General features: G+C 46.1%; 13 protein-coding genes. All 13 read right to left on the bottom strand.

Features of this window, described 5'->3' with window-relative positions; genetic code table 11:
• Positions 1 to 81: 81 nt before the first annotated feature.
• Entirely contained in the window at positions 82 to 2,232 is a 2,151-nt protein-coding gene (locus ACZ5PT_RS17745) for a RelA/SpoT family protein (RefSeq protein WP_464264350.1), read from the bottom strand.
• A 111-nt stretch (positions 2,233 to 2,343) separates the two neighbouring features.
• Positions 2,344 to 2,550 (bottom strand): DNA-directed RNA polymerase subunit omega, encoded by a 207-nt coding sequence (gene rpoZ, locus ACZ5PT_RS17750; RefSeq protein WP_464264351.1) that lies wholly within the window; start codon positions 2,548 to 2,550, stop codon positions 2,344 to 2,346.
• Positions 2,551 to 3,180 (bottom strand): guanylate kinase, encoded by a 630-nt coding sequence (gmk, locus tag ACZ5PT_RS17755; protein ID WP_464266761.1) that lies wholly within the window; start codon positions 3,178 to 3,180, stop codon positions 2,551 to 2,553.
• Between the two features lie 280 nt (positions 3,181 to 3,460).
• Entirely contained in the window at positions 3,461 to 4,417 is a 957-nt protein-coding gene (locus ACZ5PT_RS17760; RefSeq protein WP_464264352.1) for a hypothetical protein, read from the bottom strand.
• A gap of 8 nt (positions 4,418 to 4,425) precedes the next feature.
• Entirely contained in the window at positions 4,426 to 5,916 is a 1,491-nt protein-coding gene (locus ACZ5PT_RS17765) for an MBOAT family O-acyltransferase (RefSeq protein WP_464264353.1), read from the bottom strand.
• 440 nt (positions 5,917 to 6,356) lie between these two features.
• The gene (locus ACZ5PT_RS17770) at positions 6,357 to 6,644 is read right to left on the bottom strand and encodes a hypothetical protein (protein WP_464264354.1); all 288 of its coding nucleotides are present in this window, start codon (positions 6,642 to 6,644) and stop codon (positions 6,357 to 6,359) included.
• Between the two features lie 3 nt (positions 6,645 to 6,647).
• Complete coding sequence (locus ACZ5PT_RS17775; RefSeq protein WP_464264355.1) at positions 6,648 to 6,977, bottom strand: hypothetical protein; 330 nt, start codon at positions 6,975 to 6,977, stop codon at positions 6,648 to 6,650.
• Positions 6,978 to 7,159: 182 nt separating this feature from the next.
• Positions 7,160 to 7,357, bottom strand: a complete 198-nt coding sequence (locus tag ACZ5PT_RS17780) for a helix-turn-helix transcriptional regulator (protein WP_464264356.1) — start codon at positions 7,355 to 7,357, stop codon at positions 7,160 to 7,162.
• A gap of 116 nt (positions 7,358 to 7,473) precedes the next feature.
• Positions 7,474 to 8,040, bottom strand: coding sequence for a hypothetical protein (locus tag ACZ5PT_RS17785; RefSeq protein WP_464264357.1), 567 nt, complete (start codon positions 8,038 to 8,040; stop codon positions 7,474 to 7,476).
• Between the two features lie 2 nt (positions 8,041 to 8,042).
• Positions 8,043 to 9,272, bottom strand: a complete 1,230-nt coding sequence (locus tag ACZ5PT_RS17790) for a tyrosine-type recombinase/integrase (protein ID WP_464264358.1) — start codon at positions 9,270 to 9,272, stop codon at positions 8,043 to 8,045.
• Positions 9,273 to 9,460: 188 nt separating this feature from the next.
• Positions 9,461 to 10,336, bottom strand: a complete 876-nt coding sequence (locus ACZ5PT_RS17795) for a YicC/YloC family endoribonuclease (RefSeq protein ID WP_464264359.1) — start codon at positions 10,334 to 10,336, stop codon at positions 9,461 to 9,463.
• A 15-nt stretch (positions 10,337 to 10,351) separates the two neighbouring features.
• On the bottom strand, positions 10,352 to 12,244 hold the full coding sequence (locus ACZ5PT_RS17800; protein ID WP_464264360.1) for a polysaccharide biosynthesis protein: 1,893 nt from the start codon (positions 12,242 to 12,244) through the stop codon (positions 10,352 to 10,354).
• Positions 12,245 to 12,266: 22 nt separating this feature from the next.
• Positions 12,267 to 13,442 (bottom strand): DegT/DnrJ/EryC1/StrS family aminotransferase, encoded by a 1,176-nt coding sequence (locus ACZ5PT_RS17805; RefSeq protein WP_464264361.1) that lies wholly within the window; start codon positions 13,440 to 13,442, stop codon positions 12,267 to 12,269.
• Positions 13,443 to 13,448 lie beyond the last annotated feature (6 nt).

The following is a 13,448-nucleotide window of genomic DNA, read 5'->3' on the forward strand; positions in this document are numbered from 1 at the left end:
AGGCACCCAAAACTTAAAACTTAAAACTTAAAACTTAAAACTTAAAACTTAAAACTTAAAACTTAAAACCTCGAACTGGTTTTAGTTGCGGATGCGATCAACCCGATAGACACCCTTGACCTTTTTAACTTCACGAATCACTCGATTTAAGTGTTCCAGATTCTGCACATCGATTTCGAACAGGTTATTGCCCTTTTTTTCGCCCCGAGAGAAAACACTGGCACTGACGATATTGGCATCCGCATCGGTAATGGCTCCTGAGATACCGACCAGCATCCCCTTCTGATCATGACACGACACTTGAATTTTAACCGGGCGCGAACTCTTGCGCTGCATGTCCCATTCAACATCGATGCGCCGGTCAGGATCGCTGACCAGAACCTGCGAACAGTCGACCGCATGAACCGCCAATCCGCGCCCCCGGGTGATAAAACCGGTGACCGGCTCACCAGGCAAAGGATTGCAACAATTGGCAAAACGGACCATGACATCATCGATACCATCAATACGGATGACACTGCTCGGCTTACGCCGACTAAACTTACCAAGCACTTTCCCCAAGGCACCCGGTTTTGCTGGAGCCTTAATCGCATCACGCGGCAAGATGTGGGAAACAACCTGCCCGGGCGACAACTTGCCATAACCGACGGAAGCATACAGATCATCGATCTGCTTAAAGCCAAAATCGGTGACCGCCAAATCGAATGATTCGAGGGACTGAGCGCGTTTCAAACTATATTGATGCTTACGTAATTCCTTTTCCAGCAATTCCCGACCGATGACAATGCTCTTTTCACGCTGCTCCGTCTTAATCCACTGACGGATTTTATTGCGGGCCTTCGAGGTCTTGACAAAAGACAGCCAGTCTTTACTCGGGGTATGGTTGGCTGCGGTTATAACCTCGACACTGTCACCATTTTGCAATTGGGTTTTTAACGGACACAGCTTGCCGTTAATACGCGCACCGACACACTGACTGCCGACATCCGTATGGATAGCATAAGCGAAGTCGATCGGACTGGAACCGGTTGGAAGTTCTTTTACATCACCGTTGGGAGTAAAGACATAGACCTCTTCCGGAAACAGATTGATCGACGGCTCTGCGAGCCCGTGAGAAGAGCTGACATCCTGCTGCCATTCGAGCAGCTGCCGCAACCAACTAAAGCGCTTATCATCGCGGCCACTGGCGGAAACCGCCCCACCCTCTTTGTACTTCCAATGCGCGGCAACACCCTCTTCAGCAATGCGGTGCATCTCATGCGTACGTATCTGCACCTCCATCCGCTCGCCGAAGGGACCGATGACTGTTGTGTGCAGCGACTGATACATGTTCGCCTTGGGCATGGCGATATAATCTTTAAAACGACCGGTGATCGGCTTCCAGGTTGCGTGGATCAAACCGAGAACCTCGTAGCAGGTCCGCACAGAATCGACCAGTACCCGAAAAGCAGTCAGGTCATAAATCTCATCAAGATCAACACCGGTTCGCTCCATTTTTTTATAAACGGAGTAAAAATGCTTAAAACGACCTGTAACATCGCCGGACAAATCATTTTCCTGCAACAAGTGACAGATCCGATCACGCACCTGTGTCACATAACGAGTCCGTTCCTCTTTTTGCGCAGTAATACGGCTAGAGAGGCTTGCATATTTCTCCGGCTCAAGAAAACGCAAAGAGAGATCCTCAAGTTCACTTTTAAGCCAGCTGATGCCGAGACGATTGGCCAGCGGAGCATAGATTTCGAGAGTTTCGCGCGCATAGGTCAGCTGATGTGCATCTTCGCAAAACTCAAGCGTCCGCATATCGCTGAGCCGATCGGCAAGATAAACCAGCAGCACCCGCAGATCACGCGCCATGGAGATAAACATCTTACGGAAACTCTCGACCTGCTGCTGATTGCTCTTCCGATAAGGGATACTGCTAATCTTATTGCCGATTTCAATAAGCGAAAGAACCTCATCACCAAACTCGGCAGCCAAATCTTGCGGGGAAACCAGATCAGCCTCCAACACATCGTGCAAAAGACCGACCACGAGTGTGGTTTCATCAACCTTAAGCCGTGTCAGAATGGAAACTACTTCGAGAGGGTGCTGCAAATAGTCATTGCCGTCGCGATTTTTCTGCCCAAGGTGAGCGCGAGCGCACAAATCGTAAGCACGCCGCAGAAGTTCTTCATCAACTTGAAGTTGATCGGCGCTCAATTGCTGGATAATGTCTTCGAATGTGATCATAAACGGTATAGGCCAGGACCTTCATCCCGGTTAAACAAAACAGACAGGAGGACACAGTCGATGAACTGTGCGAGGCCCCTCTCGCTATGAACGAGAGGGGCTAAAGGTAGATCAGGGTTTTCGGACAGGTATATCGAACTCAACGCTGTTAGCGGCAATCTCACGCAAAGCAACGACTATTTTCTTATTGCCTGATTTATTTTCAATCATCGGCTCCGCACCCTTATAAAGCTGCTTTGCGCGCTTGGATGCAACCATCGCCAACAAAAAACGGTTAGGAATCACATCCAAACAATCTTCAACGGTAACACGTGCCATCTATTTATCTCCTTCTAAGGTTAACTCTGCCAAAATTGCTTTATTACGCTGTGCCCGACAACGCTCTGCCGTAACAACCGCGCTTAATTCAGCCAATGCAGTCTGGAAATCATCATTAACAATTAGATAATCATACCAGCCGGCCTGGGAAATTTCCCGTTCAGCATTATTTAGACGCGTCTGTATGACATCATCAGTATCTGTATCGCGCCCACGAAGACGTCTTTCGAGCTCGACAAAATCAGGTGGAAGAATGAAAACAAAAACTCCATGCTGGTAATTCTTTTTTAACTGCGCAGCACCCTGGAAATCGATGTCAAGCAACAGGTCAATACCCAGTTCTGCGGAATTCATCAGCGTTTGAAGCGAAGTTCCATAACAGTTACCATGAACTTCCGCCCACTCTGCCAACTGATTGTCCGCCACCATCTGTTGAAAAACAGCTTGTTCAACAAAATGGTAGTCGACACCGTCAGTCTCGCCAACACGAGGTTGACGAGTGGTGAACGATATAGATTGGCGCAAATCAGCGAACCTGTCAATCAATTCTCGACAAAGGGAAGTTTTCCCTGCCCCTGAAGGAGCAGAGACAACAAACAGGGCCCCCAACCTCTGGGTCGGGGCGTTCAATGTTCGATGTTCGATGTTCGATGTAGACAATTTAAGAACCTGTTCTTGGTTGTTTTAAGTTAATTAGGTTTTAGGATTTAAGTTTTAAGTCTTAGGTTTAACACCTAACACCTAACACCTAACACTATTCAATATTCTGCACCTGCACATTGATCACTAACATATTATTCCTTTATTTCCGATAACTTAAACACACAATAATGGCACGTAAAGCAGCCAGCTGTCACCAAATCTGTCACCAAACCTTAGAATCGTTCGCTCGTTCTTACGACGGAAATTGTTATAAAATATTTCGCAGCTCTAGAGAGTCATTAAGATCATTAATTAATTGGTCTGTTCTCTTTTCAACGCCAAGACCATTTAAGTGATAAGTACTATCAATATAATAAGAACTATCATACATATAGTTTCTTGGCTCCCCAACAAATAACACATTTCGCTCCTCATAATATCTCCGTATATTATTTAAAAACAAAATATATTTAGGAGAATCATAATAACTATTGTACATATGATTTGGAGGCATATAAACAAGGGTTATCTTATTCTTTTTAGCCCAATCTATGTAGTTATCCATACATTTAATAAATTCGGCACTAAGATCTGTTGATGCTATCGAGTCTGGCCTTGACGCCAGCGTAGCTATTAGATTCACTTGATAATCAGCCAATTCACCTTCGAATTTTTTTGCATCACCATGTACATTCCCCTTATTTTCATAGACTGAATCTTCCCTAAAATAGGAAACGAAACCATCATAAATTCTTGAGTACTTAACATAATAAAAAACTTGCAACATTTCTTTAATCGGCAAATTAAAGAAATGTACGGCATCTCGCGATAGGATGTAATCCATATATTGTGTATATGGTTTACCACCCATATAATAAAAATTGTATTCTAACGGGAGAATAGCAATATCTCCCGCTTTTAATACTTGTTGACTCTTATATAAAAGATAACGCATACCTAACCCCGCATGCGTAGCATCATTAACAACATCTATGCCCAGTCGATCCTTGATCATTTTTGAATCAATGCCAATATAGGAATTTGATCCCGACACAACGACTATCTTTTTATCATCAATACCTAACCCGTGGGCTTCCTTAAGAGAATACAATCCAAAAGCATTGGCCGAACTTTTGGTAGGCGTCCCCACCTGGGCACATACAAGCAACATCCATAATAAACTAAAAAATATGCTAAAAATAAAAATATTACAAACTGATCTCATGTCATCCCTTAAAAATTGAAATATAGAAACTCGCTATTAACAGATACAGCCATAATTTTAATTGAAATGAAAATTAAAAAACCAGCAAACATTGAAACCCAAACTTTTTTATACGAATTTCTGTACCTATCTATTAATTCACTTGTGTTTTTCATCAACAAGACCAAGATAAACCCAAACAGTATCAATATACACGTGTGCATACCAACCGAGGGCATCCACGAGGACCACTTCATCTCAAATAGACCTAATTGATTCCAATATTTAACTACGGTATTCATAGATCCTGAATAGAACTTCCATGATATTACAAAATTGTCTATACGAAACATGCCATACAATACCTTAGTAGCATCATCCCAATTTTCTGCCCTAAAAAACACCCAAGTCAAATTCACAAAGTTAAACGTAACCAACCAAGCAAGCCAGCCCCAAAGCTTTAACCCTAACCTAGACCACAACCTATTAACCGAGAGCGCTACACCGTGAAGCATGCCCCAAAATATGAAAGTCCAGCCAGCACCGTGCCACACACCTCCAATAATAAATGTAACTACCAAATTATTGTAAGTCCTGAATCCGACAACCCTATTTCCTCCCAACGGAATATAAACATAATCTCTAAGAAATCTACTTAATGTAATATGCCACCGTCTCCAAAAGTCCTGTATGCTTGTCGCCTTATAGGGACTATTAAAATTAATCGGCAACCTTATATTAAACAGAAGTGCTGACCCAACTGCCATATCCGTATACCCACTAAAATCAAAGTACAATTGAAATGTATAAGAAAGTGATGTAATCCATGCTTCAATAAAACTTAGCGTCAAACTAGTATCGTATCCTGCGGTTGCCCACACAGCAAAACTATCTGCCAAAACCACTTTTTTAAATAGCCCAATTGAAAATACGAAAATTCCAAATGAAACATTTTTGTAGTTAATGATTTTATTTCTGACCGCAGCAACTTGCGGCATCATCTCGCTGTGATGAACAATTGGGCCAGCTATAAGTTGGGGGAAAAACGTCACAAATACTGCATAATTCAAAAAATCATATTCGTCTGTTTTTAGCTTATAACTATCAATTAAGTATGCTATTTGCTGAAATGTAAAAAAGGAAATCGCCAAAGGCAATGCTAGATGCAGAAGTTTAACGTTTGATCCGATAACAAGGTTGTAATTTTCTATAAAAAAATCTGAATATTTAAAGTATCCCAAAAGAGCAATATTTGAAATTATACCGAAGGTTAATATTGCTTTATTGGAAAAGCTACGTTGTTTATTTTTTGCAAGGGTACTACCAACCATAAAGTTAAAAAGCATTGAAGACAATATCAGAGGCAAGTATGAGATGTTCCACCAGCTGTAAAAAAACAAACTGCTGAATACCAAGACCCCATTACCAACATTAGTTAATCTTTTTTTGTTTAAATAAAAATAAACAAAAAAAGTTAGAGGTAAGAATAAAAAGATATATTCATGGCTATTGAATAACAAAGAACGCTCCAAACTTTTCCATCAATAATGGAAATTAATAATATCAATACAATCATAGTAAAGGACAAACCCAAGGAAATTCAATCCACCCCCCTCCCTCAGTTATTATAGTGACCGGAATCTCTCGCTAGTCATCGCTCTACAGAAGAGGCATTTAAACTATGTAGGTTTCATGAAATATCTTCAGTTGTTCTACCTTTCAAATCTCGCCTTGTACCAACTTAAAATGCAACAATTGAACACCCAGCAGTTCAAACTGACGCTATAGAAAATGGGGGCAGGTTATGTTACACGTTTCCAAACGTCAAGCAACCATTAACCAATAGCGGCCTCAAGTTAAACATTGCTCAAAAATCAGAGTTTGCGCGAGGTCCGCGCGGCCGAATCCAAACGGCAAGTAGGGGGGTACGCCTCCGCAGTACCTATTTGTTTTCAGGCAGTTAAACCTGATTCTTTAACCTGCGGGCGTGTTTAAGATCGAGCTGGCGTTCCGCTTCGGCTTCAAGCCGGTCCCGATCGTCTTCAATATCTGCGTAGTAATCATGCAATCCATCACCGGGAGCAACGACCATTCCGCTACGGATTGCCTCGGTAGCTTCACGCAACGAGTTATACCAAACAGCCGTATCAAGGTGAGAAAGCGCCCGTTCGCGCTCTAGCCTGATACCCTCTTCAAGTAGATACGCGTAAAGCTCGGGCGCTTCCCGGAGCAACTGTTCAGGAGTCATGGCTTACAACCCCAGAATTTTTCTTGCGCCGTCAAAAATCTGCTCACTACTGTTGGCGGCCACCGATTGATAGTTCGCTTTAGTTTGATGGTTAAATGGTGTCTCCTCCTCTCTCCTCTCCGGCCCGAGCTGCGCGGCAAGAAACGAAGCGTTGTCAAAAGTAGTCCATGCTGTCGGGTCTTGCTGCCACCCGGCACCGGGGGTGAATACCTTAAGGGTTCTATGATCGACCGGGAGCTTATCGGTTTTGCCATTGTCACGCGGAACGAATTTACAGAGGATAAATTGATCGCGTGTTTTCATAGCTTCGAAAGGGGTAGAATTTTCCATCATAGCCCCTCCCCCCTGCTCCGACGCTTTGCCAATTCCTCCACGTCGAAGCGAACAACTTCCGCAGTCTTTCCATATTTCGCAGCAATCGCTTGCACTAACCCGGCACGCAGTCTTTTTGAACCTAGCGGAAGCCTCTTAACTGCTCTTCTTATGGCCTCGTAATAGGGCATCATAACTTGCCCTTACGCTGAATACTGGGCGAGCCAGTCGAGGTAATCCGATTCTTTATAGCCAAGGATATGCCCGCCAATTTTCACAACTGCGGGTAGCTTACCGTCTTGGCCTAGTCGCCATTCGTAGGTACGGCTTATTCCTGTGAGTTCGCGGAACTGTGCGCGGGAGATAATGCGCTCGGCGGGTGTTTGTAGTTGATTGTCCATGATAGCCACTCCTTATAGCTCGATGTTTTCCTTGGAGTGACTGTAGCGGACTTGATTCAGCCGCATAATGGGATAACTAGAAGTTATTTGGGGGGACTTTTCCTAAACCCATATAACTACAGATTTTCGCAACCTAACCTTTTCACAGCATCATAGATTCTACTCGATACAGATTCATTCGTATCGTTTTCGTCTTGATATATGACCCCTGCCAAGTCTAAAAACTGTCTCTTTGATATGTTCCGAGCAGGCGGGAATCGGTTCAAGAATTTCTTAAGGCCATACAGCTGCCGATCATGCTTTTTGAAATGCCTCAACGCCTCAGCATAACTTGCAGCACGCTCCTGAATCTCTTCCACAAACAACAACGGGTCGCATATAGGGAGACTGCGACCGTCGTATTCGGGTCGCTCTTCGCGTAGGGAGAGGATATTTAAACGGTCAATCGACGGAGCCCTCTTGAGGGTCTTAATCAATTCAACACACTGTTCAGCAACGGCCCCAAAAGTCTCTCGTTCTTCTTGCTCTATCGCCTGATTACTATCAGTTATCAGCTTAGGGGAATTCTCAACGTACCACTGCAACTCGATTACAAAACCACCCGCCAACCGGTCAAGGCCTCTTAGTTCGCTCCAAATTCGTTTAAGCTGCTGCACCTGATTTTCATTGAATGTGGTAGCCATACCTAAGCCCTCCGCCTAAAGCTGACAACATTCTCCATTGGGTTGATAACCGGCTCCAACTGGTCGGCGATCTTCTGCAACGCTTCGCGCCGCTCGTCCAAATAGTCGTAACGGTCATAAATGCCCTCCACACCCTTTAGCTTGTGATTTAAGCACCGCTCGGCTATGTGAGTCGGAACACCTGTACTAGCAAGCAAGCTGCGGCACGTCCGGCGCAAATCATGAACCGTGAAATACTCGACGGTAAGCTTTTTATCGTCGAAGAGTTTCGCGACAGCAGCGTTCAAAGTATCGGGGCTTATATGGCCGTAATTCTTGCTTGAACGGCGAGTCGGGAAAACATACTCGGAACCACAGGCCCGCATGTGAAGTTCTTGCAGCCACACGATAGCAATAGAGGGAAGCGGAACATGGATAGCAACGCCCGTCTTGCTCCGCTCAGCCGGAACACTCCAGAGTGCGGCGTCCACGTCGAACTCGCTCCACTTCGCCGCGATCAACTCGCCCTTACGCACCCCCAGGACAACCAACAAAGCAGCGGCTAAATAGTTTTCCCGCTTGAAGTGCCCGATATGCTCTCGGAACTCAGCAAAGACTTTCTTTAACTCGGCAACGGTAAGCGCACGGCTGCGGCTCTTCTCGATACCGCCCGCATGTTGAACTGTGAAAGCGTCCGCCGGGTTCGAGTTCATCAAGCCCAAGCGAATGCCGTGGCGGAATATCTGCTTGCAGTACATCAAAGCATCATTAGCTATCGTCGGTCGTCCGCTATCGACTATCCGGTCAAGTGCGTCACGTATGTCTAGGGGGGTGATTTGATCGAGCAGCAATTCGCCGAAAAGCGGCTGCAAGTCTTTTTCGTATGCGCGGCGAGGTCGCTCGGGATGCTTTAAGCGTTTATCGCAATCTTTCAACCAATCGGCGGCCAGTGCATCAACGGTCTTGATTTTCACACTGTCTGCCCGCTTCCGTTCGACAAGCGGGTCCATACCCTTCTTAACGTCCGACTTGATATGAACCGCTTCGATAGTCGCCTTCGCAAGCGTCAAGTCTGGATAACTCCCGAGTGTGATTTCCCGGCGTCGTCCGGTCTTCGTACTGTAACGCACCGTCCAGAAGCCGCTACCCTCGGCAGTAACGCGAAGATACAGCCCGCTACCTGCGGCGTAGCGTCCCGGCTCGCCTTTGCGTAGCAGAGACTTCACTTGTTTGTCGTTGATTTTCACAGCCATGCTGCCCCCTATCGCTAAAAATGGTGACAGATCTAGGAACGTGGATTGGTGACATGACGCTTTTGTCACCAAATCTGTCACCACTTTTATAAAACATAGAGAAACGGCTGTAAACAGGTAAAAATGAAAAGGCCCCTGATACAGGGGCTTTAGGTTGACAACTAATCAAACAGAAACGGCCAGAAACGCTATTCGATATTCTGCACCTGCTCACGGATCTTTTCGAGTTCAGACTTAAGGGTCACAACCTGCCGCGTCAATGCCGCATCGTTAGACTTGGAGCCCATGGTATTGGCTTCGCGATTCAGCTCCTGCACCAGGAAATCCATCTGCCGACCAACCGGTTCTTCCTGTTCCATCAAATCACGAAACTGCTCAAGATGGCTATTAAAGCGGGTCACCTCTTCACTGATATCACAACGATCAGCAAAAATGGCAATCTCCTGCGCTACCCGCTGCGGGTCGCCGGCGTTATCACCTAGCCGATCAAGACGGTCTTTCAGTTTCTGCTGCCATTCAATCGGCACCTGTGGGGCGCGCTCAACAATCATAGCGAGCAAATCGGTCAGCAGATCAAGGCGCTGCAACATATCCACCGCCGTTGCTTCGCCCTCCTTGCTGCGCATCACAATCAAGGACTCCAATGCGATTTTGAGAGCGGAATCCAGGCAGACCGACAAGTCCTGCTCTTCAATATCAACTTCCTGCAGGGTCAAGACATCCCTTTGCGCCAGCAGCAGATTAAGACCTATCCCACCGGACAAATCATAGCTATCACTTAACTGCTTAAAAACCTGCATGTAGGCATCAGCAAGCGGTTGATTAACAATCGGCAGTGCGGTCACCTGCGCGGACGTTTCCTGAGTAATAAAAACATCCACCTTGCCGCGCTTCAAGACCGCAGAAACCTGCTTCTTGATCTGCGATTCCAGCGGCAACAACAAACGCGGCGCCTTAACGTTAACATCCCCATAACGATGGTTAACCGACCGAATTTCTACAGAAAAAGACAATCCATCTACCTGGGCCTGCCCACGGCCATAACCAGTCATACTTTTGATCATAAAAACCCTTTACGATTATTGATGTACGGCAGTCGCCGGGTGCGGGATAATTTTCGCTGTTTGTTTATGCTCTGCCGGCTGATATTCAGGCACAATAACCTGCAATTGCGCCCGGACCGCGGCCAGGTCCAAGGCCTTTGCCGCAGCAAACAATTCATCTAACTGCTCAAGCAGGAGACTACGAGACAGCGGAGCCGACTTGGCAATGCAAATTTTCTCATGATGCGTCGGCAGCGTCCCCTCCCCTGCAAGCAACAGCTCCTCATAGAGTTTCTCCCCAGGTCGCAGACCGGTGTAAACAATATCGATATCTTCATGCGGCTGCAAGCCGGAAAGGCGGATCAACTCTTCAGCCAGGGTAACTATCTTGACCGGCTCCCCCATATCGAACAGGTAGATCTCCCCCCCCTGCCCCATGCTGCCGGCCTGCAAGACCAACTGGGTCGCCTCTGGAATAGTCATGAAAAAGCGGGTCACCTCGGGATGGGTTACCGTCACCGGACCACCGTTCTTAATCTGCTCCTTGAAGGTCGGGATAACGCTGCCATTGCTACCCAAAACGTTGCCAAAACGGGTGGTCACAAAACGGGTTTTGCTTTGCTGTGACAATGACTGCACATACAATTCCGCGGCCCGCTTGGAGGCACCCATGATATTGGTCGGTCTGACTGCTTTATCAGTCGATATCATGACAAAGTTTTGCACCCCGAACTCATGGGCCGCATCAGCAACCAAACGTGTCCCCTGGACATTATTATTGACCGCTTCAGCCGGGTTAGCTTCCATCATCGGCACGTGCTTATAGGCTGCAGCGTGAAAGACAACTTCGGGTAGTTGCTCATCAAAAATGACATTGACCCGCGAACGATTACGCACATCACCGATGATCGCCACAACATGAATCTCGGGATAGGTTTCAGACAACTCCTTCTCGATCAAAAACAAAGGGGTCTCTGCATTTTCAAAAAGTATAAGTTTTCGCGGCTGAAAGCGTGCTACTTGCCGGCAGATTTCGCTGCCAATGCTACCACCTGCACCAGTAACCAAAACACGCTTATCCTGTAAGTAATTACTGATTTGCGCTTGATCTAAAGAAATGGGCTGCCGACCGAGCAGGTCTTCCAGATTAACATCGCGAAGATGCTGAACCGACACATTGCCGCCGATCAAATCACCGACACCGGGCAATATTTTAAATTGCACCTCGACCTGCCGACACTGCTCGACGATAGAGCGAATCTGCCCTCCCGTTGCTGATGGGATCGCTATAACAATTTCAGCGACATTCTCACGAGCGACAATCTTGGCCAAATCCTTAATCACCCCGAGAACCTTGACACCCTGAAAAAAAGCTTTCCGCTTTTGCGGGTCATCATCAACATAACCAACCAACTCGTATTCCAATCGACGATTACTATGAACCTCTCGAGCAATCATCTGTCCGGCATCACCAGCGCCGACAATCAAAATCCGCGTCGAAGGCTGACTATCATCGTTAAACATGGGGAAATAATTTTCACGAAAAGCCCGAGTGGTAAACCGGACACCTCCCATCATCAAAAAACAGAAAATCCCATCCAGAATCAGTACTGAACGAGGAATATTCACCATTCGATAAACAAGAACTGCATAAAGAACAAAGGCTAAGGTAGAAGCTAGATTCGCCTTAACAATCTGCACCAAATCTGCCATGGAGACATAACGCCACCAACCGCGGAATAAACCAAAGCCCCAGAAAACAGCTAACTTGACAGCCAGAACAGCTGGTATCAGTTCAACAAGACGATTCCAGTGGATTTTATTGACAGAGAAGTCAAACCGAACAGCATAGGCTAGAGTCAAAGCCGCCAGAATGACCAAAACTTGAACAGTAAGTATAAAACAAAAGCGTTTTTTCGAATGAAGCAAGGCATCCCCCTAAAATTAAAACTTAACCTGCCGCTAGCGTCATCACTTCTGTTATGGCATCACAAGTTTTAAGAATTTCAATATCGGTCAGAGTCGGGTGAACTAAAAACATCAGGCTGGTTTCACCCAATTCCCCTGCTACTGGCAATCGCTCAGCCGGTCGCCACCCTGTTTCATCAAAAGCCTTTTCCAAATACACCTCAGAACAAGATCCAGAAAAACAGGGAACGCCACGATCAACAATCTCGTTCATGATTCTATCTCGATCCCAACCTGAACTCAGTGCATTTGGCTCAACAAACAGGTAGCACTTATACCAAGCGTGTTCAATGGAATTCGGTATTTCTGGCACCCGCAGACCAACTAGGCTTTCAGCAACAGACAAAATCTTTTGAGCATTTTTTTTTCTGGCCAGATGCCATTCAAACATGCGTCGCAACTGAATTCGACCGATCGCCGCCTGCATCTCGGTCATACGGAAATTCGTACCGAATGACTCATGCAGCCAGCGGAACCCTGGCGGATGCTCCTTTTCGTAAATCGTTTCCCAGGATTTTCCGTGATCCTTATATGACCACATCTTCGACCAGAGATCTTTGTCGTTAGTAGTAACCATGCCACCTTCACCACCGGTGGTCATTATTTTATCCTGGCAGAATGACCATGCCGCAATGTGGCCAATTGAACCGACACTGCGCCCCTTATATCGAGCACCGTGGGCTTGTGCGCAGTCCTCAACCACATAAAGACCACGCTCCTGTGCCAAATCCATAATTGCATCCATGTTACAAGGCCAACCAGCCAGATGAACACAAATAATCGCTTTTGTTTTTGGCGTCAAAACCGCTCGAATCGACTCAGCGGAAAGATTTTGACTGTCACAATCAATATCGGCAAAAACAGGGAATGCGCCCACAGTGACAATAGATGAAACGGAGGCAAGAAAAGTACGACTGGTGACCACAACCTCGTCACCCGGTCCAACACTCAAAGCTCTTAACGCCAAATCAAGAGCTACCGTACCATTCGCCACAGCGATGGCATACTCAGTTCCAACAAAGCTCGCAAATTCATTTTCGAATTCACGTCCCTCCTGTCCGGTCCAATAATTGACCTTGTTGGACAGAAGTACATTTTGAACAACGTCAGCTTCTTCCTGGGTAAAACAGGGCCAAGATGAAAAGGGAGTATTAAGCATAATAAA

The organism is Desulfuromusa ferrireducens, from assembly GCF_055389805.1.

What these genes read in the sequence shown, in the direction of transcription:
- ACZ5PT_RS17745 (WP_464264350.1), bottom strand. Translation starts at nt 2,232, where the DNA reads ATGATCACATTCGAAGACATTATCCAGCAATTGAGCGCCGATCAACTT.
- rpoZ (WP_464264351.1), bottom strand. Translation starts at nt 2,550, where the DNA reads ATGGCACGTGTTACCGTTGAAGATTGTTTGGATGTGATTCCTAACCGT.
- ACZ5PT_RS17760 (WP_464264352.1), bottom strand. Translation starts at nt 4,417, where the DNA reads ATGAGATCAGTTTGTAATATTTTTATTTTTAGCATATTTTTTAGTTTA.
- ACZ5PT_RS17770 (WP_464264354.1), bottom strand. Translation starts at nt 6,644, where the DNA reads ATGACTCCTGAACAGTTGCTCCGGGAAGCGCCCGAGCTTTACGCGTAT.
- ACZ5PT_RS17775 (WP_464264355.1), bottom strand. Translation starts at nt 6,977, where the DNA reads ATGATGGAAAATTCTACCCCTTTCGAAGCTATGAAAACACGCGATCAA.
- ACZ5PT_RS17780 (WP_464264356.1), bottom strand. Translation starts at nt 7,357, where the DNA reads ATGGACAATCAACTACAAACACCCGCCGAGCGCATTATCTCCCGCGCA.
- ACZ5PT_RS17785 (WP_464264357.1), bottom strand. Translation starts at nt 8,040, where the DNA reads ATGGCTACCACATTCAATGAAAATCAGGTGCAGCAGCTTAAACGAATT.
- ACZ5PT_RS17790 (WP_464264358.1), bottom strand. Translation starts at nt 9,272, where the DNA reads ATGGCTGTGAAAATCAACGACAAACAAGTGAAGTCTCTGCTACGCAAA.
- ACZ5PT_RS17795 (WP_464264359.1), bottom strand. Translation starts at nt 10,336, where the DNA reads ATGATCAAAAGTATGACTGGTTATGGCCGTGGGCAGGCCCAGGTAGAT.
- ACZ5PT_RS17805 (WP_464264361.1), bottom strand. Translation starts at nt 13,442, where the DNA reads ATGCTTAATACTCCCTTTTCATCTTGGCCCTGTTTTACCCAGGAAGAA.